Here is a 24,438-nt window from a genome sequence, read left to right on the forward strand (position 1 = left end):
GCTCCGCGCGCCCCGGCGTACACCGCTCCACCCACCCCTGCATTTCCTGTGTCAAGTGAATCGCGCGCAGGCCAGGCGGAGTTCATTCGAAGGGGTGGCGAATGGTGGCGTTTCATGGATCGCCATGGCTGGAGCGGTGATCGTAGGATTACTTTGAGTACACGAGTCCTGGGGGCGTGTGCACTCGTGGGTATGCCAAGGGCAAGTCGGCTTCCCGTTCGAAGGGTGAGAACTACGGGACGGGCGGCCGTATTTACCGGCATTCTGATAGGGCTTGGCGCACGCAGCGTACAAGTGGTCTCAGGGATGGGGGCGTTCCAGTGGGCGGCAACGGCGGAAGCAGTACGAACGCTGACAAGCGCCCCAATGAGCTGCTCGGCTCATGGTTCGTGCGCAGCGGCTGGTCCAAGGGCGAACTCGCACGTCAAGTGAACCGCAGGGCCCGCCAATTGGGGGCCAACCACATCTCCACGGACACCTCGCGGGTGCGCCGCTGGCTGGACGGGGAGAACCCGCGCGAGCCGATCCCGCGCATCCTGTCCGAGCTGTTCTCCGAGCGGTTCGGCTGCGTCGTCGCCGTCGAGGACCTCGGCCTGCGGGCCGCCCACCAGTCACCGTCCGTGTCCGGCGTGGACCTGCCCTGGACGGGCCCGCAGACGGTGGCCCTGATCAGTGAGTACTCGCGCAGCGACCTGATGCTGGCGCGACGCGGCTTCCTCGGCAGCTCGCTGTCGCTGTCCGCCGGACCGGCCCTGATCGAGCCGATGCAGCGCTGGCTCGTCCCCACCCCCACCGCACCCCACGAGGAGCCCGAGCCTCCGGCCTCGGCACGCCGCGGCGGCCGGCTCTCCAAGCCGGAGCTGGACCTGCTGGAGTCCACCACGGTGATGTTCCGCCAGTGGGACGCGCAGTGCGGCGGCGGTCTGCGCCGCAAGGCCGTCGTCGGCCAGCTGCACGAGGTGACGGACCTGCTCCAGGAGCCCCAGCCCCCCGCGACCAACAAACGTCTGTTCAAGGTCGCCGCCGAGCTGGCCGAGCTCGCGGGCTGGATGAGCTACGACGTGGGACTCCAGCCCACCGCGCAGAAGTACTTCGTGCTCGCGCTGCACGCCGCGAAGGAAGCGGGCGACAAGCCGCTCGGCGCGTACATCCTGTCCAGCATGAGCCGCCAGATGATCCACCTCGGGCGGCCCGAGGACGCCATCGAGCTCATCCACCTCGCGCAGTACGGCAGCCGTGACTGCGCGAGCCCGCGCACCCAGTCGATGCTGTATGCGATGGAGGCCCGTGCCTACGCCAACATGGGCCAGCCCGGAAAGTGCAAGCGGGCCGTGCGGATGGCCGAGGACACCTTCTGCGACGTCGACGAGTGGGACGACCCGGACCCCGACTGGATCCGCTTCTTCTCCAAGGCCGAGCTGTACGGCGAGAACTCCCACTCCTACCGCGACCTCGCGTACGTGGCCGGCCGCAGCCCCACGTACGCGTCCCTGGCCGAGCCCCTGATGCAGGAGGCCGTCGACCGCTTCGCCAAGGACTCCGAGCACCAGCGCTCGTACGCGCTCAACCTCGTCGGCCTGGCCACCGTGCACCTGATGCAACGTGAGCCCGAGCGGAGCGTGGCGCTGGCCAAGGACGCCATGAAGATCGCCAAGAAGGTGCGCTCCGAGCGCGTGAACACTCGTATCCGAAAGACGGTCGACGCCGCGGTCCGCGACTTCGGGGACCTCGCCCAGGTCATCGATCTCACCGACCAGCTCGCCATCGACCTGCCCGAGACCGCAGAGGCGGTCTGACCCGGGGCCGCGGCAGCGGCCCCGCCCCGTACCCCGGCCACGGCCGGTCGTCCCGAACTGCCCGACTCGGCTCCCCCATGCCAGGTCATCGGACGACCCGCCGTGGCCGGTTCTTTTGCCTTCGAAGAAGGTTGCGCCACGATAACGATCGCTCGGCCCGGCAGCAGGCAGTTCATCGACGCGTAACACACAGGACCTCTTCGTCACTGCGGCGAAACAACGAGGGGCTTCGACCGAAACCGCGCTGCGCCAATCTCATGGCGCATAACCGGCCCACCCCTCACGACCACTCAGGCTTCGCCCGCACGGGGCCGTACCAACGACGAGGAGACGCCGATGGCACCAGCCATCACCCTTGCCGCAGAGGCACCCAAGCTGTCTGCCGCCAACACAGGGTTCATGCTCATCTGTTCCGCCCTGGTGCTGATCATGACACCCGGACTCGCCTTCTTCTACGGAGGCATGGTCCGCGTCAAGAGCACCCTGAACATGCTGATGATGAGCTTCATCAGCATGGGGATCGTCACCATCCTGTGGGTGCTGTACGGCTTCTCGGTCGCCTTCGGCACCGACAAGGGCTCCCTCGTCGGCTGGACCTCCGACTTCGTCGGATTCAGCGGCATCGGCAAGATGGAGCTCTGGGACGGCTACACCATCCCGATCTACGTCTTCGCCGTCTTCCAGCTGATGTTCGCGATCATCACGCCCGCCCTGATAAGCGGCGCCCTCGCGGACCGCGTGAAGTTCACCGCCTGGTCCCTGTTCATCGCGCTGTGGGCCACGGTCGTGTACTTCCCGGTCGCGCACTGGGTCTGGGGCACCGGCGGCTGGGCCTTCGACCTCGGCGTGATCGACTTCGCGGGTGGTACGGCGGTCCACATCAACGCGGGTGCGGCAGCACTCGGCGTCATCCTCGTCATCGGCAAGCGCGTCGGCTTCAAGAAGGACCCGATGCGCCCGCACAGCCTCCCGCTGGTCATGCTCGGCTGCGGTCTGCTGTGGTTCGGCTGGTTCGGCTTCAACGCCGGCTCGTGGCTCGGCAACGACGACGGCGTCGGCGCGCTGATGTTCGTCAACACGCAGATCGCCACCGCCGCCGCCATGCTCGCCTGGCTCGCCTACGAGAAGATCCGGCACGGCGCGTTCACCACCCTGGGTGCCGCCTCCGGCGCGGTCGCCGGTCTGGTCGCGATCACCCCGTCCGGCGGTGCCGTCTCCCCGCTCGGCGCGATCGCCGTCGGCGCCATCGCCGGTGTGCTGTGCGCCATGGCCGTCGGCCTCAAGTACAGGTTCAACTACGACGACTCCCTCGATGTCGTCGGCGTCCACCTCGTCGGCGGTGTCGTCGGCTCGCTGCTCATCGGCTTCTTCGCCAGCGGCGGCGGCCAGTCCGACGTCAAGGGCCTGTTCTACGGCGGCGGACTCGACCAGTTCTGGAAGCAGTGCGCCGGTGTCTTCGCCGTCCTCGGCTACTCCCTCGTCGCCTCCGCGATCCTCGCCTTCCTGATCGACAAGACGATCGGCATGCGGGTCACCGAGGACGAGGAGATCGCGGGCATCGACCAGGCCGAGCACGCCGAGACCGCATACGACTTCAGCGGCGCCGGTGGCGGCGCGGCCCGGACCGCGGTCCCGACCCCGGTCGCCGACGCGCAGACGAAGAAGGTGGACGCATGAAGCTCATCACCGCCGTCGTGAAGCCCCACCGGCTCGACGAGATCAAGGAGGCCCTCCAGGCCTTCGGAGTACACGGACTGACGGTCACCGAAGCCAGCGGCTACGGTCGGCAGAGGGGCCACACCGAGGTCTACCGCGGTGCCGAGTACACCGTCGACCTGGTCCCCAAGATCCGCATCGAGGTCCTGGCCGAGGACGACGACGCCGAACAGCTCATCGAGGTCGTCGTCAAGGCGGCCCGGACCGGCAAGATCGGTGACGGCAAGGTCTGGTCCCTCCCGGTCGACACGGCGGTCCGGGTCCGGACCGGCGAGCGCGGCCCGGACGCGCTCTGATCAGCACGAGGACAGGAGTCGCTGGGTGACGAGTACGGACGTGCGTGCGGAAGCAGAGGACTCGGGACCCAGCGGCTACGCGGCGGCCCGGCTGCGCCTCCTCCAGGAGGGGGCGCGGTCCGGGCCGCCGCGCCGTACGGCCCTCGCCGAACTGACCGACGACTGGCTCACCGGCCTGTTCACGGCCGGCTCCGAGGGGCTGCGCGGCGTCTCGCTCGTCGCCGTCGGCGGCTACGGCCGCGGAGAGCTCTCCCCCCGCAGCGACCTCGACCTGCTGCTCCTGCACGACGGCAGCGACCCCGGCGGCGTCGCCGCGCTCGCCGACCGCGTCTGGTACCCCGTCTGGGACCTGGGCCTGGCCCTCGACCACTCCGTGCGCACCCCCGCCGAGGCCCGCAAGACCGCGGGCGACGACCTCAAGGTGCAGCTCGGCCTGCTGGACGCCCGGCACATCGCGGGCGACCTCGGCCTGACCGCCGGACTGCGCACGGCCGTCCTCGCCGACTGGCGCAACCAGGCACCCAAACGCCTCCCCGAGCTCCAGGAGCTGTGCGCCGAGCGCGCCGAACGCCAGGGCGAGCTCCAGTACCTCCTCGAACCGGACCTGAAGGAGGCGCGCGGCGGGCTGCGCGACGCCACCGCCCTGCGCGCCGTGGCCGCTTCCTGGCTCGCCGACGCGCCCCGCGAGGGCCTCGCCGACGCCCGCAGGCGCCTCCTCGACGTCCGCGACGCACTGCACCTCACCACCGGACGCGCCACCGACCGCCTCTCGCTCCAGGAACAGGACCAGGTCGCCGCGGAGCTCGGGCTGCTGGACGCCGACACCCTGCTCCGCCAGGTATACGAGTCCGCCCGGGTCGTCTCGTACGCCAGCGACGTGACCTGGCGCGAGGTCGGGCGTGTGCTGCGCTCGCGTGCCGTACGTCCGCGTCTGCGCGCCATGCTCGGCGGCGGCAAGCCGGTCGCCGAGCGCTCGCCCCTCGCGGAGGGCGTGGTCGAGCAGGACGGCGAGGCGGTGCTCGCCCGTGCCGCACGTCCGGAGCGCGACCCCGTGCTCCCGCTGCGGGCGGCGGCGGCCGCGGCGCAGGCCGGGATTCCGCTGTCGCTGCACGCCGTGCGGCGCATGGCGGCCGTGGCGCGCCCCCTGCCCACCCCCTGGCCCGCGGAGGCGCGCGAGCAGCTCGTCACCCTCCTCGGCTCGGGCCGCCCGACCGTCGAGGTCTGGGAGGCGCTGGAGGCGGAAGGGCTGATCACCCGGCTGCTGCCCGACTGGGAGCGGGTGCGCTGCCGGCCGCAGCGCAACGCCGTGCACATCTGGACCGTCGACCGCCATCTCATCGAGACGGCGGTACGGGCCTCCGAGCTCACCCGGCGCGTCGGCCGCCCCGACCTGCTGCTCGTCGCCTCCCTGCTGCACGACATCGGCAAGGGCTGGCCCGGCGACCACTCCGTGGCCGGCGAGATCATCGCGCGCGACGTGGCCGCCAGGATCGGCTTCGACCGCACGGACGTGGGGGTCCTCGCCACCCTCGTACGCCATCACCTGCTCCTCGTCGACACCGCGACCCGGCGCGACCTGGAGGATCCGGCCACCGTCCGCTCGGTCGCCGAGGCCGTCGGCTCCCAGGGCACCCTGGAGCTGCTGCACGCCCTCACCGAGGCCGACGCGCTCGCCACCGGGCCCGCCGCCTGGTCGTCCTGGCGCGGGTCCCTCGTGGCCGACCTGGTCAAACGGGTCTCTGCGGTGCTCGCGGGCGACGATCCCGAGGAGCCCGAGGCCGTGGCGCCCACGGCGGAGCAGGAGCGGCTCGCGATCGAGGCGTTCCGGACCGGCGGCCCGGTGCTGGCGCTGCGCGCGCAGACGGAACCGGCCGACGCCGACACCCCCGCGGAGGATCCCGAGCCACTGGGCGTGGAGCTCCTCATCGCGGTGCCCGACCAGCCCGGTGTGCTGCCCGCGGTCGCCGGCGTGCTCGCCATGCACCGGCTGACCGTGCGCACCGCGGGGCTGCGCGCCCTGGATCTGCCCGAGGAGGTCGAGGGCTCGGTGCTGCTGCTCGACTGGCGGGTCGCCGCCGAATACGGCTCGCTGCCGCAGGCCGCCCGGCTGCGCGCCGACCTCGTCCGCGCCCTGGACGGCTCCCTCGACATCGCGGCCCGCCTCGCCGAGCGCGACGCCGCCTACCCGCGGCGCCGGGGCACGGTCGCGCCGCCGCCCCGGGTGACGGTCGCCCCCGCGGCCTCCCGGCACGCCACCGTCATCGAGGTCCGCGCCCACGACGCCCCCGGGCTGCTGCACCGCCTCGGCAGGGCCCTGGAGGACGCGGAGGTCCGGGTGCGGAGCATGCACGTCTCCACTCTCGGCGCGAACGCCGTGGACGCCTTCTACGTGACCGGCACGAAGGGAGCGCCCCTCCCCGGAGAGGAGGCCGCCGCGGTGGCCCGCGCCCTGGAGGAGGCACTGCGGACGTGAGCCCGGCCCGGGTCAGGCCCGGTGGTATGCCCGCCTGACCCTGAGCCCTGCCCGGCGGGCGGGTCCGCCGAGCCCGGGCTCGCCCTGGCTGGTGGGCCCGGCCCATGTTCGGCGTACGTGCACGGCCCTGTAGCCGGTGTGGTCGGCGCGCCTGGCGTCGGCCCGGCGGGGCACCCCGCGCATGCCGGATCGGGAGCCGATGTCCTGGCCGGTCACCGGTCTCGTACGAACGGGGTGGAGACCCCACCGCACGCGGCCGGATACCCTGGAGGGCGATTCCCAACGACCCCGACCCCTGAGGACCGACGAGCGCCGTGTTCGATACTCTCTCCGATCGCCTCTCAGCGACGTTCAAGAACCTGCGGGGCAAGGGCCGGCTGTCCGAAGCTGACATCGACGCCACCGCACGCGAGATCCGTATCGCGCTCCTCGAGGCGGACGTGGCCCTGCCGGTCGTGCGGGCCTTCATCAAGAACGTCAAGGAGCGCGCGCTCGGTGCCGAGGTCTCCAAGGCGCTGAACCCGGCCCAGCAGGTCCTGAAGATCGTCAACGAGGAACTGGTCACGATCCTCGGCGGCGAGACCCGTCGTCTGCGGTTCGCCAAGAACCCGCCCACCGTGATCATGCTCGCGGGTCTGCAGGGTGCCGGTAAGACGACCCTCGCGGGCAAGCTCGGCAAGCACCTCAAGGACCAGGGCCACTCGCCGCTGCTCGTCGCCGCCGACCTCCAGCGCCCGAACGCGGTGAACCAGCTCAGCGTCGTCGCCGAGCGCGCCGGCGTCGCGGTCTACGCGCCCGAGCCGGGCAACGGCGTCGGCGACCCGGTCAAGGTCGCCAAGGACTCCATGGAGTTCGCGAAGACCAAGGTCCACGACATCGTGATCGTGGACACCGCGGGCCGCCTCGGCATCGACCAGGACATGATGCAGCAGGCCGCTGACATCCGTGACGCGGTCTCGCCGGACGAGATTCTCTTCGTCGTCGACGCGATGATCGGTCAGGACGCGGTCAACACCGCCGAGGCCTTCCGTGACGGCGTCGGCTTCGACGGTGTCGTGCTCTCGAAGCTCGACGGCGACGCCCGTGGTGGTGCCGCGCTGTCGATCGCCTCGGTCACCGGCAAGCCGATCATGTTCGCGTCGAACGGCGAGAAGCTCGACGACTTCGACGCCTTCCACCCTGACCGGATGGCCTCCCGCATCCTCGACATGGGTGACCTGCTCACCCTGATCGAGCAGGCGGAGAAGACGTTCAGCCAGGAAGAGGCCGAGAAGATGGCCTCCAAGCTGGCGTCCAAGAAGGGCCAGGACTTCACCCTGGACGACTTCCTGGCCCAGATGGAGCAGGTCCGGAAGATGGGCAGCATCAGCAAGCTGCTCGGCATGCTCCCGGGCATGGGCCAGATCAAGGACCAGATCAACAACCTCGACGAGCGTGACGTCGACCGCACGGCCGCCATCATCAAGTCGATGACCCCGGCCGAGCGCCAGGAGCCGACGATCATCAACGGCTCGCGCCGGGCCCGTATCGCCAAGGGCTCCGGCGTCGAGGTGAGTGCCGTCAAGAGCCTGGTCGAGCGCTTCTTCGAGGCCCGCAAGATGATGTCCCGCATGGCCCAGGGCGGCGGCATGCCGGGTATGCCCGGGATGCCGGGCATGGGTGGCGGCCCCGGCCGCACCAAGAAGAAGCCGAAGCAGGCCAAGGGCAAGCAGCGCTCCGGCAACCCGATGAAGCGCAAGCAGCAGGAGGAAGAGGCCGCCGCGCGCCGCGAGGCCGGTGCGCAGCCGGGCGGCGCCTTCGACCTGCCGCAGCAGGGCGGCAAGGACTTCGAGCTCCCGGACGAGTTCAAGAAGTTCATGGGCTGACGGCTCGCGAAGTCCCCGGCCCGTCGGCCCGCACCGGGCCGGCCGACTCTCGTACGTCATCGAGGGCGCCCCTCTCCGAAGGGGCGCCCTCGGCGTTTGCCGGAGCGGGGGACCGGCCCGGGTGCCGGGCCCGCCCGAAGGGGAGCCTCCCTTCGTGTCCGCCGAGGTGCCGGTGCCGACGCCGAGGTCCACTGGGGTGCCGGGTGCCGGGTGCCGGGTGCCGGGTGCCGGATGTCGGGCGTCGGCTGGGGTGCCGGGGGACGGGGCCCGTTGGAGCGCCGGGTGCCGGAGCCCGCTGGGGTGCCGGTGTCGCACACGTGTCGTAACGTCCCGATATGGCCAACCCCGCGCCACCTCGCAAGTCTCCCGACCAGCCCTGGCGTACCGAGGGCACCCCGGAGGAGACGCCGAAGCCGACGCCCGGCGGGCGGAAGATGCGCGGCGGCTGGTGGCGGCTGGTCCTCACCGCCCTCGTGGTGTTCCTGATCGCCAACCTCGTGCTGTCCTTCTTCAACGAGGGCGACGAGCCGACGATCTCCTACACGGAGTTCAGCAAGCAGGTCGACGCCGGGAACGTCACCAAGATCTACGCCAAGGGCGACGCGATCCAGGGGCAGCTCAAGAACGCCCAGGACAACCCCGACGGGGGCGGCAAGTACACCAGGTTCAACACCCAGCGCCCGTCCTTCGCGGACGACCAGCTCTGGCAGGACCTCACCAAGAACAACGTCACCGTCACCGCGCAGCCGGTCGTCCAGCACCGCAGCTTCCTGGCGAACCTGCTGATCTCGCTGGCCCCGATGATCCTCCTGATCGTCCTGTGGATCTTCATCGCCCGGCGGATGAGAGCGGGCATGGGCGGCACGGGCGGCATGCTCGGCCGCAAGCCGCCACCCAAGCCCGTCGAGCTGCAGCCGGGCGCCGAACGCACCACGTTCGGCGACGTGGCGGGCATCGACGAGGTCGAGGGCGAGCTCAACGACGTCGTCGACTTCCTGAAGAACCCCGACGCCTACCGGAAGATGGGCGCCAAGATGCCCCGCGGCGTGCTCCTGACGGGCCCGCCGGGCACCGGGAAGACGCTGCTCGCCCGCGCCGTCGCCGGAGAGGCGGGCGTACCGTTCTTCTCCGCGTCGGCCTCCGAGTTCATCGAGATGATCGTCGGCGTCGGCGCCTCACGCGTGCGCGAGCTGTTCGCCGAGGCCCGCAAGACGGCCCCGTCGATCATCTTCATCGACGAGATCGACACCATCGGACGGGCTCGGGCCGGGGGCTCCGGCATGGGCGGTCACGACGAGCGCGAGCAGACGCTGAACCAGATCCTCACCGAGATGGACGGCTTCTCCGGCTCCGAGGGCGTCGTCGTCGTCGCGGCGACGAACCGCGCCGACATCCTGGACCCGGCGCTCACCCGCCCCGGACGCTTCGACCGGGTCGTCACCGTCTCGCCCCCCGACCGCGGCGGCCGGGAGGCGATCCTGGAGATCCACACCCGGGACATCCCGCTCGCCCCGGACGTGGACCTCTCCCAGGTGGCCCGTACGACCCCGGGCATGACCGGCGCGGAACTCGCCAACCTCGCCAACGAGGCGGCCCTCCTCGCGGTCAAGCGCAAGCAGCAACAGGTGACGCGGACGGACCTCTCCGAGGCGCTGGAAAAGGTGCAGCTGGGCGCCGAACGCCCCTTGGTGATGCCCGACGAGGAACGCCGTCGCACCGCCTACCACGAAAGCGGCCACGCCCTGCTCGGCATGCTGCAACCTGGCGCCGACCCGGTCCGCAAGATCACCATCGTCCCGCGAGGCCGCGCCCTGGGCGTCACGCTCTCCACCCCGGAGTCGGACCGGTACGCGTACACGGAGGAGTACCTCCGCGGCCGCATCATCGGAGCCCTCGGCGGCATGGCCGCCGAACAGGTCGTCTACGGAGTGGTCACCACGGGCGCGGAGAACGACCTGGAGCAGGTCACGAACATCGCCCGCGGCATGGTCGCCCGGTGGGGCATGAGCGACCGCGTCGGCCGTCTGTCCGCTCTCCCGACCGACGCCCAGCAGGCCTACGGGCTCGCCGCGGCACCCCGCACCCTCGACGTGATCGACGGGGAGATGCGCCGCATCGTCGACGAGTGCTACGAGGAGGCCTGCCGCAAGCTCCGTGACCACCGCGGCCAACTCGACGCGCTGGCCGAGGCGCTCCTCGCGAACGAGACCCTGGAGGAGGCGGACGCCTACCGGATCGCGGGCATCACCCGCCTGACGAAGGAGACGTAGCGCTCCGGCGCCCGTCAGGCCGTGCGGGCGATCAGGTACCGGAAGACGTTCGGCATCCACACCGTGCCGTCCTGGCGCAGGTGCGGGTGCAGCGCCTCGGCGAGCTCCTTGTCGACCTGTGCCCGGTCGGTGGCCTCGACCGCCGCGTCGAACAGCCCCGTCGACACCAGTCCCCGCACCGCGCTGTCCACGTCGGCGTACCCGAAGGGGCAGGCGACCCGCCCCGATCCGTCCGGCCGCAGCCCGGCCCGCTCGGCGACGTCCTCCAGGTCGTCGCGCCGGGCCGCCCGCCAGCTCCCCGCCCCCGGCAGGGGATCGGCCAGCTTGGCGGCGATCCGCAGCACGCCCGAGGTGGCGCAGCGCTCCGGCGGCCCCCATCCGACGAGGACCACGGGCGTTCCCCGCTCCGCGAGCGGTGCCGCCCGGCCGAGCAGCGCACCGAGCGCCTCGGAGTCCCCGGCCGTGCATCCGACCGGCTCGAAGGCGGTCACCAGGTTGTACGCCGGCGTCCCCGCGGCGACGGCCGCGTCCTCGGGGGAGCCGTCCACCAGCCGCGTGTCCGCACGCGCGCGCGTGCACCAGCCCTCCGGCAGCAGCCGCTCGCGCGCCAGGGCCGTCAGCTCGGGCGACGCGGAGTCGACGCCGGTCACCGTCGCACCGCGCGCCGCCGCCATCAGCAGCGCGAGTCCCGATCCGCACCCCAGTCCCAGCAGCCGTGTCCCACGGCCCACTTCCAGTCTTTCGTAGACGGCCTCGTAGAGCGGCACGAGCATCCGCTCCTGGATCTCGGCCCAGTCACGCGCGCGTGCACACAGGTTCACGCGAGGCGATGGACCCGCGTGAGGCAGTTGCTGCCGCACGAGCGTAGGTGTCATCGAAAGCGCCCCAATCCGCCGAGAGTTGCCGCCTTGCCTGTTTCGCCGCCCCCCGTGCAGTGCGCTCGCACTCCCCCCGTATGTCAGGTAACTCCGCACTCGACCCGGCGTCCAGGGGTTGCGGGGCCCGGCTTGTCCACCGACCGCGCCCGCCACGAGAATTCACATTCCGGCAACGTGGGCCCGTACGATCGCCGCATGGCAAAGGCACCCGTTCTCACGCCCCGCGCAGACGACTTCCCCCGCTGGTACCAGGACCTGATCAACAAGGCCGAACTGGCCGACAACGGCCCGGTGCGCGGCACCATGGTCATCCGGCCGTACGGGTACGGGCTGTGGGAACGGATGCAGCAGGAGATGGACGCCCGCATCAAGGAAGCGGGTGCCTCGAACGCGTACTTCCCGCTCTTCATCCCGCAGTCGTACCTGACGAAGGAGGCCGAGCACGTCGAGGGCTTCGCTCCGGAGCTCGCGGTCGTCACGCACGGCGGCGGCAAGGAGCTGGAGGAGCCGGTCGTCGTCCGCCCCACCTCCGAGACGATCATCAACGACTACTTCTCCAAGTGGGTGCAGAGCTACCGCGACCTGCCGCTGCTGATCAACCAGTGGGCCAACGTGGTGCGTTGGGAGATGCGCCCGCGCGTGTTCCTCCGTACGACTGAATTCCTCTGGCAGGAGGGCCACACCGCCCACGCCACCTACGAGGACGCCCGGGACTACGCCGCGTACATCCATCGCGAGGTGTACGCCGACTTCATGGTGAACGTCCTCGGTATCGACGTCGTCCTCGGCCGGAAGACGGCGAGCGAGCGGTTCGCCGGCGCCATCAACACCCTGACGCTCGAAGGGATGATGGGCGACGGCAAGGCCCTCCAGATGGGCACCAGCCACGAGCTCGGACAGAACTTCGCCAAGGCCTTCAACACCCAGTACCTGTCCAAGGAGGGCCGGCAGGAGCTCGTCTGGCAGACCTCCTGGGGGTCCTCGACCCGCATGGTGGGTGGCCTGATCATGTCGCACGGCGATGACAACGGGTTGCGGGTGCCCCCGCGGCTCGCCCCCGTGCAGGTCGTCGTCCTCGCCATCAAGGGGGACGAGGCGGTTCTGGCCAAGGTCCGCGAGATCGGCGACCGGCTCAAGGCGGCGGGCGTACGCGTCCAGGTGGACGACCGCACGGACACCCCCTTCGGCCGCCGCGCCGTCGACTGGGAACTCAAGGGCGTACCCGTCCGCGTCGAGGTCGGGCCCCGTGACCTGGAGAACGGCACCGCGATGCTCGCCCGCCGCATCCCCGGCGGCAAGGAACCGGTCGCCATCGACGCCCTGGCGGGTCTGCTCCCCGCGGTCCTGGAAGAGGACCAGGCACTGCTGCTGCGGCAGTCGCGCGAGCGCCGCGAGTCCCGCACCTCGGACGTGACCACGATCGAGGAGGCCGTCGAGGCCGCCGCCGCGGGCGGCTGGGCCCGCATCCCCTGGGTCGACCTCGGCGAAGAGGGCGAGGCCAAGCTCGCCGAGCACTCCGTGACCGTACGGTGTCTGGTCGCCGAGGACGGGTCGGTGCCCGACGCCGACGACGCACCGGGTAACGTCGCCGTCGTGGCGCGCGCTTACTGAGTAGGTCCCGGGCCGACCGAAAGGCCTCTTGCGCATCTGCTGACTCCAGGTGCCCCGGCGCGCCGACCCCGTCTACGCGCCGGGGCGTACGTGTCCCTACGTACCGCCTTGGTACGAGCTGTGAGGCTTATCCGCAGATCAGCGCACCCGCCCTCGTCAGGACACATCAGCGGCAACTGACGGGTACGTGCAAATTATTTGGGATGCCCCGGAATAGGAACACAGAGGCACCCCGGCTCGTTGTCACGACGTGAGCACGACACCACCTGTTCTCGCCGCAGAGCTGGCAGGGGCGTGGGCCGACATTCAGCGGCACCACCCCGAGCTGCCCGATCTTGCCGCGCCAGAGTCCCTGATCGGGGAGTCGTCGTCCGCCTGCGGGCACGAACTCTCCTTCGAACGACTGCTTCACGAGGCAGTCCACGGCATCGCCGCCGCCCGCGGAGTCCGCGACACCTCGCGCGCCGGCCGGTATCACAACCGCAGGTTCCTCGCGATCGCCGAGGAGTTGGGTCTCGACCACCCCGAGGAGCCGCATCCCAGCAGCGGCTTCTCCCTGGTCACGCTCAACCCCGAGGCGAAGCGCCGGTACCGCCCGACCATCGAGCGGCTGCAGCGCGCGCTGAAGGCGCACTCGGCCGCGACCGCCGCCGACAGTGCCCGGTCGTTCCGCGGCCCGGCCGCGCGCCACGGCTCCTCCGGAGGGGGCGTCCGCGTCAAGGCCGTGTGCGACTGCGGCCGCAATGTGCGGGTCGTCCCGTCGGTGCTGGCCCAGGCGCCGATCGTGTGCGGAGGGTGCGGCAAGCCCTTCCGGATCCCCGAAGTGGTGGGCGCGGCGGCGTCCTGAGAGCACGGCTGCTCGTGGCAGCCGTGCTCAGCCATCCAGGACGGCGGCACCGTGGGGCGCCGGGCGGCGTGACGGGCGCCCGGGGGCCGGCGCCCGGTGCCGATGAGCCATGGCCGGGCACACCCCGCGGGTGAAGGCGAACCGCCGGGATGTGGCACAATGGCTAGCTGTACTCGACAGCCGCACAGGACCCCTCTCTCCTCCGGCTGACGCGTCCATCGGGCACTCGGGTACCGCAACCCCACGCGGCCATCTCGCCGTGCCCAACCACGTCAAGACCAGGAGACACCACTTCCGTGGCAGTCAAGATCAAGCTGAAGCGTCTGGGCAAGATCCGTTCGCCTCACTACCGCATCGTCGTCGCCGACTCCCGCACCCGCCGTGACGGCCGGGCCATCGAGGAGATCGGTCTGTACCACCCGGTGCAGAACCCCTCGCGCATCGAGGTCGACTCGGACCGCGCGCAGTACTGGCTGGGTGTCGGCGCGCAGCCGACCGAGCCCGTGCTCGCCATCCTGAAGCTGACCGGCGACTGGCAGAAGTTCAAGGGCCTGCCGGCCCCGGCTCCGCTGCTCGTGGCCGAGCCGAAGGCCACGCGCCCGTCCTTCGACGCCCTGGGCGGCGAGGACGAGGGCAAGGGTGAGGCCATCACCCAGAAGAAGAAGGCTGAGAAGAAGGACGAGGCCAAGGCCGAGTCCGAGTCGACCGAGGCCTGAGCATGCTCGAGGAGGCTCTCGAGCACCTCGTGAAGGGCATCGTCGACAACCCCGACGAAGTGCAGGTCGCCTCGCGCAACCTGCGCCGCGGACGCGTACTCGAGGTCCGGGTGCACCCCGACGACCTCGGCAAGGTGATCGGCCGCAACGGCCGCACCGCGCGCGCTCTGCGCACCGTCGTGGGCGCCATCGGCGGCCGCGGTGTCCGCGTCGACCTCGTCGACGTGGACCACGTCCGCTGACGTAACAGGCAGCACCGGCTCGGGCCGGGGAGGGCTTACGAGCCTTTCCCGGCCCGTAGTCGTATCGACAGGAGATCAAGCACAGTGCAGCTGGTAGTCGCTCGCGTCGGCCGCGCCCACGGCATCAAGGGCGAGGTCACCGTGGAGGTGCGTACGGACGAGCCGGAACTCAGGCTCGGACCGGGCGCCGTCCTGCTCACCGACCCGGCCTCCGCCGGACCGCTGACCATCGAGACGGGCCGCGTCCACAGCGGCCGTCTCCTGCTGCGCTTCGAAGGCGTACGGGACCGGAACGCCGCCGAGGCGCTGCGCAACACCCTGCTCATCGCCGACGTCGATCCGGAGGAGACGCCGGAGGACCCCGAGGAGTACTACGACCACCAGCTGATCGACCTGGACGTGGTCACCGCGGACGGCGTCGAGGTCGGGCGGATCACGGAGATCTCGCACCTGCCCTCGCAGGACCTGTTCGTGGTCGAGCGGCCGGACGGGACCGAGGTCATGATCCCGTTCGTCGAGGAGATCGTCACCGGCATCGACCTCACGGAGCAGCGGGCCGTCATCGACCCGCCGCCGGGACTGATCGACGACCGCGCCGAGATCGCCTCCGCAAGGGACGAGGCGTAATGCGGCTCGACGTCGTCACGATCTTCCCCGAGTACCTGGAACCCCTGAACGTCTCGCTGGTCGGCAAGGCACGCGCGCGTGGACAGCTGAACGTGCACGTGCACGATCTGCGGGAGTGGACGTACGACCGGCACAACACCGTCGACGACACCCCGTACGGCGGCGGTCCCGGCATGGTCATGAAGACCGAGCCCTGGGGCGACGCGCTGGACTCCGTCCTGGCCGACGGCTACGAGACGGGCTCCCACGGACCCGCCCTGGTGGTCCCGACGCCCAGCGGACGCCCGTTCACCCAGGAACTCGCCGTCGAGCTCTCCGCATGCCCCTGGCTGGTCTTCACCCCCGCCCGTTACGAGGGCATCGACCGTCGGGTCATCGACGAGTACGCCACCCGCATGCCCGTCCACGAGGTGTCCATCGGCGACTACGTGCTCGCCGGCGGCGAGGCGGCCGTCCTGGTCGTCACCGAGGCCGTGGCGCGACTGCTGCCCGGTGTCCTCGGCAACGCCGAGTCCCACCGCGACGACTCCTTCGCCCCCGGCGCCATGGCCAACCTCCTGGAAGGCCCGGTGTACACCAAGCCTCCGGCCTGGCGCGGCCGCGAGATCCCGGAGGTGCTGCTCAGCGGCCACCACGGGAAGATCGCCCGCTGGCGCCGCGACGAGGCGCTGCGCCGCACGACGGCCAACCGTCCCGACCTGATCGAGCGCTGCGACCCCGCCGTCTTCGACAAGAAGGACCGCGAGATGCTCTCGATCCTCGGCTGGCAGCCGGGCCCCGACGGCCGATTTTGGCGCACGCCCGACGCCGTGGAACAATAGGGCGCTGCTGTACGTCGTCCGGCGTGCGCCCCTGCCACAGGGGGACACGACGCCCGTCCCGGCGCGGCAGCGACTTCCGGAAAACCTATCTCCCGTTGATGACCTGTGGCATCAGCGAAGAAAGCAGACGAAATGTCTCACCTGCTCGACTCCGTCGACAGCGCGTCGCTGCGCAGCGACATCCCGGCCTTCCGCCCGGGTGACACCGTCAACGTCCACGTGCGCGTCATCGAGGGCAACCGCTCCCGTGTGCAGCAGTTCAAGGGCGTAGTCATCCGTCGCCAGGGTGCCGGTGTCCGCGAGACCTTCACGGTCCGCAAGGTCTCGTTCTCCGTCGGCGTCGAGCGCACCTTCCCGGTGCACACCCCGATCGTCGAGAAGATCGAGCTCGTCACCCGCGGTGACGTGCGTCGCGCGAAGCTGTACTACCTGCGTGACCTGCGCGGCAAGGCGGCGAAGATCAAGGAGAAGCGCGAGAGCTGATCTCGCGCCGCCGCACGGGAAAACCGCTGGTGAACCCGTCGGCGCGAAGGTGCCACAGCGGGGCCGGATAACATCTGGCCCCGATGGACACCGAAGCACAGCACGTGGAGCGCGACCGCTCCTCCCGCCCTTCCGGATCCGAGGAGATCCCGGACACAGAGGGGCCGGAGGGACGGTCGCGTTTCGCGTTGGTGGACCGCGTCGCCGACTGGCTTCCGGGCGGGCGGATCACCTTGACCGTGCTGGCCTGCCTGGCCTTCCTGCTCCTCGTGAGCCGCTTCGTGATGCAGCCCTTCGAGATTCCCAGCGGCTCGATGGAGTCCGGATTGAGGATCGGGGACCGCGTTCTCGTAAATAAGTTGGCGTACCGTTTCGGTGCCGAGCCGCGACGGGGCGATGTCGTCGTGTTCGACGGCACCGGCTACTTCGGAGACGCCGACTACATCAAGCGCGTGGTCGGTGTGGGGGGAGACCATGTGGTCTGCTGCGACCAGGAAGGGAGGCTCGAAGTGAACGGCCAGTCGGTCGACGAGTCGGCGTTCGTGCATCACGGGGACAGCCCGTCCGACGTTCCCTTCGACGTCGTCGTGCCCGCCGGCACCCTCTTCGTCCTCGGTGACCACCGCAGCGACTCCAGCGACTCCCGCGACCACCTGGGCTCACCCGGCGGCGGCATGGTCCCCGTCGACGGCGTCATCGGCCGGGCCGACTGGGTCGCCTGGCCCGCCGGTCACTGGACGCGGCTGACGCGCCCCGACGCCTACGCGCGCGTGCCCGCCGCGGACGGTGCCCATGGGTAACCGCGGCAAACCGCGTGGCGTGCCGACCAGCGCCGCAGAGAACCTGCTGCCCACCGGCACCCGGCGGGCCTCCGGCGGCGTCGCGCGCACCGGACGCGCCGAGCGGCGCAAGCTCCAGCGCAAGGTCAAGCGGCGCAGGCGCCGCTCGGCCATCAAGGAGATACCTCTCCTCGTCGGCGTCGCCGTCCTGATAGCGCTTGTGCTCAAGACCTTCCTCGTCCAGGCTTTCGTGATCCCGTCGGGCTCCATGGAGAACACGATCCAGATCGGCGACCGCGTCCTGGTCGACAAGCTCACTCCGTGGTTCGGTTCCGAGCCCCAGCGCGGTGACGTCGTGGTCTTCAAGGATCCCGGAGGCTGGCTCACCGCCGAGGAGACCAAGAAGAAGGACGACCCCGTCGTCGTCAAACAGGTCAAGGAGGGGCTCACCTTCATCGGTCTGCTTCCCTCCGACAACGAGAAGGACCTGATCAAGCGCGTCGTCGGGGTCGGCGGCGACACGGTCAAGTGCTGCGACGCGCAGGGCCGGGTCACCGTCAACGGCACGCCGCTCAGCGAGCCCTACATCCACGCCGACAACAAACCGTCGGACTTCGCCTTCGAGGTGAAGGTGCCACAGGGCCGCCTGTTCGTCATGGGCGACCACCGCGCCAACTCCGCCGACTCCCGCTACCACCGCTCCGACAAGTTCAGCGGCACCGTCTCGTTGAAGTCGGTCGTCGGCCGCGCCAGGTACATCGCGTGGCCCCTCGGACACTGGACCAGCCTGGACGAGCCGGGCACGTACGCGTCCGTGGCCGACGCGCCTGGAGGGTCGACCTCCGTTCTCGCTGGGTCGCATAGGGTGGCCCCTGCGGATCCAGACGGATTGACCCCGCTCCCGACCCCTGCGGAACTCCCGCTCGTTATGGGAGTGGTGGGCCTGCGCCGAATACGGCGTGGGCGGCGGCACGGAGTGAGGAGTGGATGTGGGGGATGTGGCGGTCGGCGCACGGTCCGGACAAGACGGTCCCGAAGGGAAGCCGGAGCGGCCCGACGATTCGGCTTCCCCGGCCGTAGAGGACGCGTCGAATACCGGGAGTGACGCCGAGGGCGGCGGAGCCGCGGCCGAGCGGGACGCGAAGTCGAAGAAGCAGCGCTCCTTCTGGAAGGAGCTGCCGATCCTCATCGGCATCGCCCTGGTCCTCGCGCTGCTCATCAAGACCTTCCTGGTGCAGGCGTTCTCGATCCCCTCGGACTCGATGCAGATCACGCTCCAGCAGGGAGACCGCGTCCTGGTCGACAAGCTGACCCCGTGGTTCGGCTCCGAGCCGGAGCGCGGCGAGGTCGTCGTCTTCCACGACCCCGACAACTGGCTCGCGGGTGAGCCCACGGCGAACCCGAACGCCCTGCAGACGGTGCTCAGTTGGATCGGTCTGATGCCGTCGGCCGAGGAGAAGGACCTCATCAAGCGCGTCATCGGCGTCGGGGGCGACACCGTCGAGTGCAAGGGCTCCGGCCCGCTGACCGTCAACGGCAAGGCGCTGAACGAGGAGTCGTACGTCTACCCGGGCAACACCCCGTGCAGCGTCGACGAGGACGGCGGCCAGTTCAAGGTCAAGGTGCCCAAGGGCATGATCTGGGTGATGGGCGATCACCGCCAGAACTCGAAGGACTCGCGCTACAACCAGATGGACAAGCACCACGGCATGGTTCCCGTCGACAAGGTCGTCGGGCGCGCCATCGTGAAGGCCTGGCCCATCAACCGCTGGGGCACCCTGCCCGTTCCGGACACCTTCGACCAGGACGGTCTGAGCGGCCAGGCGGCCGCGGCCGTGACCTCGCCCGGCACCGTGGCGCTGGTCGGGGCCGTACCGCTGGTGCTCCTCGGGCGCCGTCGCAAGGCGTCCGAGCGGAAGACGGACGAGTCCTAGGGCGCAGCCGGTGATCGTGATGCCGGCCATGGGCTGACCGCGGACCGTACCCCCGGGTAAGGTGCGGACCCATGGGTGGCGAGAGCACGACGCGTACGGCCCCGCGCAGCGGTGGCACAGACAAGGGCCCGGCGGGCGGCCGGACCGGACAAGTCCTGTCCGGACTGGCTGTCGCGCTGGGCATTGTGCTGTTCCTCGGAGGGTTCGCCTGGGGGGCGGTGGTCTATCGGCCGTACACCGTGCCCACCAGTTCGATGACGCCGACGATCGACGCGGGCGACCGCGTGCTGGCACAGCGGGTCGACGGAGGCGAGGTCAAGCGCGGCGACGTCGTCGTCTTCAAGCAGTCGTCGTGGGGTGACGTGCCCATGGTCAAGCGCGTGGTCGCCGTCGGCGGCGACAAGGTCGCCTGCTGCACCGACGGCAAGCTCACCGTCAACGGCAAGCAGATCGACGAGTCGTATCTGCCCAAGGGGTCGGCGGCCGAGCTGACGAAGATCCCGACCGTCACGGTCCCGGACGGCAATCTCTTCCTGCTCGGTGACGAGCGCAGCGGCTCCCTGGACTCCACCGCCCACCTGACCGACGCCGCCAACGGCACCGTGCCGCGCAAGGCCGTCAAGGGACGCGTCGACGCCGTCGTGTGGCCGATGAACGGCATGCTGGAGCGGCCGACCGGCTTCGAGTCGCTGGGCAGCCTCTCCGAGCCGGGTCCGCTGCGGCTGATCGTCTCGGCGGTGATCGCCGGTGCGGTGCTCGTCCTGGGCGGCGCGGCCTACGGCCCGATCGCCAACCGGGCGCGCCGGCGGGCCGGGGCCCGCACGGAGCTCGCCGGTGCCCGCTGAGGTGCCGTACGACGCGAGGGGCGAGCACGGGCAGGACTCCTTGCCCGCCGTCGCCGACGAGGAGTACCGGGGCGGGCTGCGGAAGGTGGCCCGTGTGGTGCTGCTCGACCCCGAGGAACGCATTCTGCTGCTGCATGGGCACGAGCCCGGTGACCCCGCCGACGACTGGTGGTTCACCCCGGGCGGCGGCCTGGAGGGCGACGAGACCCGAGAGCAGGCCGCGGTCCGCGAGCTCGCGGAGGAGACCGGCATCACCGAGGTCGAACTGGGCCCGGTGCTGTGGCGGCGCAGGTGCTCGTTCCCGTTCGCGGGCCGCCGCTGGGACCAGGACGAGTGGTACTACCTGGCCCGTACGACCCAGACGGCGACGGCGGCCGCCGGTCTGACGGAGCTGGAACGGCGCAGCGTCGCCGGAGCGCGCTGGTGGACGTGCCAGGAACTGACCGAGGCACATGAGACGGTGTATCCGACCAGGCTCGCCGAGCTGCTGCACAGGCTGCTCGACGAGGGTCCCCCGGCCACGCCCGAGGTCCTCGACACGGAAATCGTCTAGGGGCCCGCGGGGCTGGCGCACAATAGGGGGACGCACGGCTGAAGGGGAACATGCCATGAGCGCCGAGGACCTCGAGAAGTACGAGACCGAGATGGAGCTGAAGCTCTATCGGGAGTACCGCGATGTCGTCGGTCTGTTCAAATATGTGATCGAGACCGAACGGCGCTTCTACCTCACCAATGACTACGAGATGCAGGTGCACTCGGTCCAGGGAGAGGTTTTCTTCGAGGTGTCCATGGCGGACGCCTGGGTGTGGGACATGTACCGACCCGCACGCTTCGTGAAGCAGGTCCGCGTCCTGACGTTCAAGGACGTGAACATTGAGGAGCTCAACAAGAGCGATCTGGAGCTTCCGGGCGGCTGATGACGGGAGCGCCGGCGCGCCGGGAGCCGCCGGCGGTCGCCCCCTGGAGTCCCTGACGTGGAGTGGTCACCCCTGCGGGTGACGGGGTTTTCCACAATCGCGCGTTCGTCCACCAAGATCCACAAGCGGGGCGGGACGACCGCAGTGTTGGCGCCGGAGGTGGTGCCGACATGAACTCGTCCCAGGCACGCAACGCACTCGGCAGGTACGGAGAGGACCTCGCCGCCCGCCGGCTGACCGAGTCCGGCATGACGGTCCTGGCGCGCAACTGGCGCTGCGGCAGGACCGGCGAGATCGACATCGTGGCCCGTGACGGCGACGCGCTGGTGGTCTGCGAGGTCAAGACCCGCAAGGCGGGCTCCTTCGAGCATCCGATGGCGGCCGTCACACCGGCCAAGGCCCAGCGTCTGCGAGGCCTCGCCGAACGCTGGGTGCAGGAACACGGAGGGGCGCCCCCCGGCGGCGTCCGCATCGATCTGATCGGCGTCGTCCTGCCCGGCCGCGGCGCGCCCGTCGTCGAGCACGCGCGGGGGGTGGCCTGATGGGATTCGCGCGGACGTGTGCGGTGGCACTGGTGGGTGTCGAGGGCGTCGTGGTCGAGGTCCAGGCCGACCTGGAGCCCGGCGTAGCGGCCTTCACCCTGGTCGGCCTCCCCGACAAGAGCCTCACGGAGAGCCGCGACCGGGTGCGGGCGGCGGTGGTCAACTCGGGCGCCGACTGGCCCCAGAAGAAACTCACGGTCGGCCTGAGCCCGGCGTCCGTCCCCAAGGCCGGATCGGGCTTCGACGTCGCCGTCGCCTGCGCGGTGCTCGGCGCCGCCGAACGGATCGACCCACGGGTGCTCGCCGACATCGTGATGATCGGCGAACTGGGCCTGGACGGCCGGGTCCGGCCGGTGCGCGGTGTCCTGCCCGCCGTCCTGGCGGCGGCGGACGCGGGATACGAGCAGGTGGTGGTGCCGGAGTGCGCCGCCGCCGAGGCCGCGCTCGTGCCAGGGGTCTCGGTGCTCGGGGTCCGCAGCCTGCGCCAGCTGATCGCGGCCCTCACCGACGAACCGATGCCCGAGGAGGACCCGGACGAGCAGGGCCGCCCCGACCCGCTGCTGGCCGGACTGCGCGTGCCCGGCACGGGGGAGGCCACCGGTCTGTGCGGCAGCACCCTCCCCGACCAGGACCAGGGGCACGATCTCGCGGACGTCGTCGGCCAGCTGTCGGCGCGCACCGCGATGGAGGTGGCCGCGGCGGGCGGACACCACGTGTTCCTGCAGGGGCCACCCGGCGCGGGCAAGACCATGCTCGCCGAGCGCATGCCGTCCCTCCTGCCGGCCCTGAACCGGCAGGAATCCCTGGAGGTGACGGCGGTCCACTCGGTCGCGGGCCTGCTGCCGCCGGGCAAACCCATGGTGGACGTCCCGCCCTACTGCGCACCCCACCACTCGGCGACGATGCAGTCGCTCGTCGGCGGCGGCAGGGGCCTGGCACGACCCGGCGCCGTGTCGCTGTCGCATCGCGGCGTGCTCTTCCTCGACGAGGCACCCGAGTTCAGCGGCTTCGCCCTCGACGCCCTCCGCCAGCCCCTGGAGGCGGGGCACGTCGTGATCGCGCGCAGCGCCGGAGTCGTGCGGTTCCCGGCGAAGTTCCTGATGGTGCTGGCGGCCAACCCCTGCCCGTGCGGGCGCTTCAGCGTGACCAACGACCGCTGCGAATGCCCGCCCTCCGCCATCCGCCGCTACCAGTCCCGGCTGTCCGGACCCCTGCTCGACCGGGTCGATCTGAGGGTCGAGGTCGAGCCGGTCACCCGCTCGGAGCTGACGGCGCTCGGCGCCCGGGGCGAGTCGACGCGCACGGTGGCCGACCGGGTGCGAGCCGCCCGCGACCGGGCCGCCGACCGTCTGTCCGGCACACCGTGGCACACCAACGCCGAAATGCCCGGACGCGAGCTGCGCAGCCGCTGGCAGGCGCTGCCCGGAGCGATGGACGAGGCGGAGCGCGGACTGGAGCGCGGCCTGCTGACCGCGCGCGGCCTGGACCGTGTGCTCCGTGTCGCGTGGACCGTCGCGGACCTGTCGGGGCACGACCGGCCCGACGCCGGTGACGTCGCCCTGGCGCTCCAGTTGCGCACCGGCGTCCCGCGAGGGGTGCCGATGACGATCGGCTCGCCGACATGAGTGACGAGGCACGCATGGCCCGCGTCGCCCTCGCCCGCATCATCGAACCGGGCGACGAGGTGGGCGGACGGTGGCTGCGCGAGTTCGGGCCCGTGGAGGTGGCCCGGCGGCTGGTCGAAGGGGGCAGACCGCTGCCGGGGGTGACCGGGAAGCGATGGGCGGGACTGCGGGGACGGGCCGGGCGGGTCCGCCCCGAGCAGGACCTCGCCCAGGCGCGGGCCGCCGGGGTGAGGTACGTCTGCCCCGGCGAGCCCGAATGGCCCGCACACTCGACGACCTGGGCGATGCCCGGCCCACGGGCCTGTGGGTGCGCGGGAGCCCCAGTCTGCGGATGTGGGCGCTGCGCTCCGTCGCCGTCGTCGGCGCCCGGGCCTGCACCGAGTACGGCGCCCACATGGCATCCTGCCTCGGCGCCGGCCTCGCGGAGCGGGGCTGGGTGGTGGTCTCCGGCGGCGCCTACGGCGTGGACGGCGCCGCGCACCGGGGAGCGCTCGGGGCGGGCGGGGCCACCGTCGCCGTGCTGGCCTGCGGCGTCGACCGGCCCTACCCGCGCGGACACGCCACCCTGATCACGAGAATCGCGGAACAGGGCCTCGTGGTGGGGGAGTTGCCGCCCGGCGACCATCCGACACAGAGCAGATTCCTCCTGCGCAACCGAGTCATCGCCGCGCTCACCCGGGGCACGGTGGTCGTCGAGGCGGCGTATCGCAGCGGCGCACTGGTCACGGCCCGTGCGGCACAGCGCCTCGGGCGGTTCACCATGGGGGTGCCGGGCCCGGCCACCAGCGGACTGTCGGCCGGAGTGCACGAACTGCTGCGCGGCGACGCGGTCCTCGTCTCCGACGCCGCGGACGTCGTGGAGCTGGTGGGTGACATCGGCGAGCTGGCCCCGGACCGGCGTGGGCCCGTGCTGCCACGGGATCTGCTGGACCCGGGTGCCGGACGCGTGCTGGCCGCGCTGCCTGCGCGCGGCCGGGCCGGAGCGGAGGAGATCGCCCGGGGCGCGGCGACCACGCCCGACGACGCGGTCGGGAGGCTGTACGAACTCCGAGCACTTGGTTTCGTCGAACGACACGGCGACGGCTGGAAGTTGACACGCCAGGCGGTGATCCCCGTCCATGAAGATCCCCGAGGCTGCTGACCGAGCGTGTTCGG

At 71.0% G+C, this 24,438-nt stretch carries 22 protein-coding genes and 1 pseudogene; 22 read left to right on the plus strand and 1 reads right to left on the minus strand.

From position 1 onward, the window contains the following. Positions 1-320 precede the first annotated feature (320 nt). The 6 genes from nsdA to ftsH all read left to right on the plus strand — a co-directional run bounded on the left by nsdA (position 321) and on the right by ftsH (position 10,416). Entirely contained in the window at positions 321-1,796 is a 1,476-nt protein-coding gene (gene nsdA / locus ACSYGO_RS32475) for a transcriptional repressor NsdA (RefSeq protein WP_426677971.1), read from the plus strand. Positions 1,797-2,132: 336 nt separating this feature from the next. Beyond that, complete coding sequence (locus tag ACSYGO_RS32480) at positions 2,133-3,473, plus strand: ammonium transporter (RefSeq protein ID WP_095936908.1); 1,341 nt, start codon at positions 2,133-2,135, stop codon at positions 3,471-3,473. After that, complete coding sequence (locus tag ACSYGO_RS32485) at positions 3,470-3,808, plus strand: P-II family nitrogen regulator (RefSeq protein WP_086730248.1); 339 nt, start codon at positions 3,470-3,472, stop codon at positions 3,806-3,808. Before ACSYGO_RS32480 ends, ACSYGO_RS32485 begins: the two co-directional genes overlap by 4 nt. Before the next feature lie 25 nt (positions 3,809-3,833). After that, positions 3,834-6,281 carry a [protein-PII] uridylyltransferase gene (locus ACSYGO_RS32490; RefSeq protein WP_460388613.1) on the plus strand — a complete coding sequence of 816 codons (2,448 nt, stop codon included), beginning with the start codon at positions 3,834-3,836 and terminating at the stop codon, positions 6,279-6,281. 314 nt (positions 6,282-6,595) lie between these two features. Beyond that, positions 6,596-8,146, plus strand: a complete 1,551-nt coding sequence (gene ffh / locus ACSYGO_RS32495) for a signal recognition particle protein (RefSeq protein WP_426677973.1) — start codon at positions 6,596-6,598, stop codon at positions 8,144-8,146. Between the two features lie 335 nt (positions 8,147-8,481). Further along, positions 8,482-10,416, plus strand: a complete 1,935-nt coding sequence (gene ftsH / locus ACSYGO_RS32500) for an ATP-dependent zinc metalloprotease FtsH (protein ID WP_460388615.1) — start codon at positions 8,482-8,484, stop codon at positions 10,414-10,416. A gap of 14 nt (positions 10,417-10,430) precedes the next feature. Here ftsH and ACSYGO_RS32505 read toward each other — a convergent pair whose 3' ends face one another. Next, on the minus strand, positions 10,431-11,291 hold the full coding sequence (locus ACSYGO_RS32505; protein ID WP_460388617.1) for an SAM-dependent methyltransferase: 861 nt from the start codon (positions 11,289-11,291) through the stop codon (positions 10,431-10,433). Positions 11,292-11,489: 198 nt separating this feature from the next. On the opposite strand from ACSYGO_RS32505, the gene proS reads away from it, so the two are divergent. From proS to dprA, 16 genes and pseudogenes are all read left to right on the plus strand, one after another. Beyond that, positions 11,490-12,905 carry a proline--tRNA ligase gene (gene proS / locus ACSYGO_RS32510; RefSeq protein ID WP_460388619.1) on the plus strand — a complete coding sequence of 472 codons (1,416 nt, stop codon included), beginning with the start codon at positions 11,490-11,492 and terminating at the stop codon, positions 12,903-12,905. A 250-nt stretch (positions 12,906-13,155) separates the two neighbouring features. After that, positions 13,156-13,752 carry a hypothetical protein gene (locus ACSYGO_RS32515; RefSeq protein ID WP_028802448.1) on the plus strand — a complete coding sequence of 199 codons (597 nt, stop codon included), beginning with the start codon at positions 13,156-13,158 and terminating at the stop codon, positions 13,750-13,752. Between the two features lie 296 nt (positions 13,753-14,048). Further along, on the plus strand, positions 14,049-14,468 hold the full coding sequence (rpsP, locus tag ACSYGO_RS32520) for a 30S ribosomal protein S16 (protein ID WP_028802449.1): 420 nt from the start codon (positions 14,049-14,051) through the stop codon (positions 14,466-14,468). A gap of 2 nt (positions 14,469-14,470) precedes the next feature. After that, positions 14,471-14,710, plus strand: a complete 240-nt coding sequence (locus tag ACSYGO_RS32525) for an RNA-binding protein (RefSeq protein WP_221353916.1) — start codon at positions 14,471-14,473, stop codon at positions 14,708-14,710. 84 nt (positions 14,711-14,794) lie between these two features. After that, positions 14,795-15,337: a ribosome maturation factor RimM gene (gene rimM, locus ACSYGO_RS32530; RefSeq protein WP_426677977.1), complete on the plus strand. Its 543-nt coding sequence runs from the start codon at positions 14,795-14,797 to the stop codon at positions 15,335-15,337. Continuing rightward, complete coding sequence (gene trmD / locus ACSYGO_RS32535; protein ID WP_426677978.1) at positions 15,337-16,158, plus strand: tRNA (guanosine(37)-N1)-methyltransferase TrmD; 822 nt, start codon at positions 15,337-15,339, stop codon at positions 16,156-16,158. The genes rimM and trmD overlap by 1 nt, the downstream gene beginning before the upstream one ends. Positions 16,159-16,290: 132 nt before the next feature. Beyond that, on the plus strand, positions 16,291-16,641 hold the full coding sequence (rplS, locus tag ACSYGO_RS32540; protein WP_030675924.1) for a 50S ribosomal protein L19: 351 nt from the start codon (positions 16,291-16,293) through the stop codon (positions 16,639-16,641). A gap of 83 nt (positions 16,642-16,724) precedes the next feature. Further along, positions 16,725-17,441: a signal peptidase I gene (gene lepB / locus ACSYGO_RS32545; protein WP_426677979.1), complete on the plus strand. Its 717-nt coding sequence runs from the start codon at positions 16,725-16,727 to the stop codon at positions 17,439-17,441. Continuing rightward, positions 17,434-18,525, plus strand: a complete 1,092-nt coding sequence (gene lepB, locus ACSYGO_RS32550; RefSeq protein WP_426677980.1) for a signal peptidase I — start codon at positions 17,434-17,436, stop codon at positions 18,523-18,525. The genes lepB (ACSYGO_RS32545) and lepB (ACSYGO_RS32550) overlap by 8 nt, the downstream gene beginning before the upstream one ends. Beyond that, positions 18,410-19,354, plus strand: coding sequence for a signal peptidase I (gene lepB, locus ACSYGO_RS32555; protein ID WP_460388622.1), 945 nt, complete (start codon positions 18,410-18,412; stop codon positions 19,352-19,354). The genes lepB (ACSYGO_RS32550) and lepB (ACSYGO_RS32555) overlap by 116 nt, the downstream gene beginning before the upstream one ends. Before the next feature lie 71 nt (positions 19,355-19,425). Beyond that, positions 19,426-20,199 (plus strand): signal peptidase I, encoded by a 774-nt coding sequence (lepB, locus tag ACSYGO_RS32560; RefSeq protein WP_426677982.1) that lies wholly within the window; start codon positions 19,426-19,428, stop codon positions 20,197-20,199. 40 nt (positions 20,200-20,239) lie between these two features. Beyond that, positions 20,240-20,752, plus strand: coding sequence for an NUDIX hydrolase (locus ACSYGO_RS32565; protein WP_426678043.1), 513 nt, complete (start codon positions 20,240-20,242; stop codon positions 20,750-20,752). 55 nt (positions 20,753-20,807) lie between these two features. Further along, entirely contained in the window at positions 20,808-21,116 is a 309-nt protein-coding gene (locus ACSYGO_RS32570) for a DUF2469 domain-containing protein (RefSeq protein ID WP_003965949.1), read from the plus strand. A 170-nt stretch (positions 21,117-21,286) separates the two neighbouring features. Then, positions 21,287-21,658 (plus strand): YraN family protein, encoded by a 372-nt coding sequence (locus tag ACSYGO_RS32575; protein WP_426677983.1) that lies wholly within the window; start codon positions 21,287-21,289, stop codon positions 21,656-21,658. Further along, positions 21,658-23,283, plus strand: coding sequence for a YifB family Mg chelatase-like AAA ATPase (locus tag ACSYGO_RS32580; RefSeq protein WP_432172454.1), 1,626 nt, complete (start codon positions 21,658-21,660; stop codon positions 23,281-23,283). The genes ACSYGO_RS32575 and ACSYGO_RS32580 overlap by 1 nt, the downstream gene beginning before the upstream one ends. Next, positions 23,280-24,424, plus strand: a pseudogene (gene dprA, locus ACSYGO_RS32585) (DNA-processing protein DprA). The gene ACSYGO_RS32580 and the pseudogene dprA overlap by 4 nt, the downstream one beginning before the upstream one ends. Positions 24,425-24,438 lie beyond the last annotated feature (14 nt).

Source organism: Streptomyces krungchingensis, from assembly GCF_054729265.1.

Coding starts and splice junctions, on each gene's coding strand:
- ACSYGO_RS32480 (WP_095936908.1), top strand. CDS start 2,133: ATGGCACCAGCCATCACCCTTGCCGCAGAGGCACCCAAGCTGTCTGCC.
- ACSYGO_RS32485 (WP_086730248.1), top strand. CDS start 3,470: ATGAAGCTCATCACCGCCGTCGTGAAGCCCCACCGGCTCGACGAGATC.
- ftsH (WP_460388615.1), top strand. CDS start 8,482: ATGGCCAACCCCGCGCCACCTCGCAAGTCTCCCGACCAGCCCTGGCGT.
- ACSYGO_RS32505 (WP_460388617.1), bottom strand. CDS start 11,291: ATGACACCTACGCTCGTGCGGCAGCAACTGCCTCACGCGGGTCCATCG.
- proS (WP_460388619.1), top strand. CDS start 11,490: ATGGCAAAGGCACCCGTTCTCACGCCCCGCGCAGACGACTTCCCCCGC.
- ACSYGO_RS32525 (WP_221353916.1), top strand. CDS start 14,471: ATGCTCGAGGAGGCTCTCGAGCACCTCGTGAAGGGCATCGTCGACAAC.
- trmD (WP_426677978.1), top strand. CDS start 15,337: ATGCGGCTCGACGTCGTCACGATCTTCCCCGAGTACCTGGAACCCCTG.
- rplS (WP_030675924.1), top strand. CDS start 16,291: ATGTCTCACCTGCTCGACTCCGTCGACAGCGCGTCGCTGCGCAGCGAC.
- lepB (WP_426677979.1), top strand. CDS start 16,725: ATGGACACCGAAGCACAGCACGTGGAGCGCGACCGCTCCTCCCGCCCT.
- lepB (WP_426677980.1), top strand. CDS start 17,434: ATGGGTAACCGCGGCAAACCGCGTGGCGTGCCGACCAGCGCCGCAGAG.
- lepB (WP_426677982.1), top strand. CDS start 19,426: ATGGGTGGCGAGAGCACGACGCGTACGGCCCCGCGCAGCGGTGGCACA.
- ACSYGO_RS32570 (WP_003965949.1), top strand. CDS start 20,808: ATGAGCGCCGAGGACCTCGAGAAGTACGAGACCGAGATGGAGCTGAAG.
- ACSYGO_RS32575 (WP_426677983.1), top strand. CDS start 21,287: ATGAACTCGTCCCAGGCACGCAACGCACTCGGCAGGTACGGAGAGGAC.
- ACSYGO_RS32580 (WP_432172454.1), top strand. CDS start 21,658: ATGGGATTCGCGCGGACGTGTGCGGTGGCACTGGTGGGTGTCGAGGGC.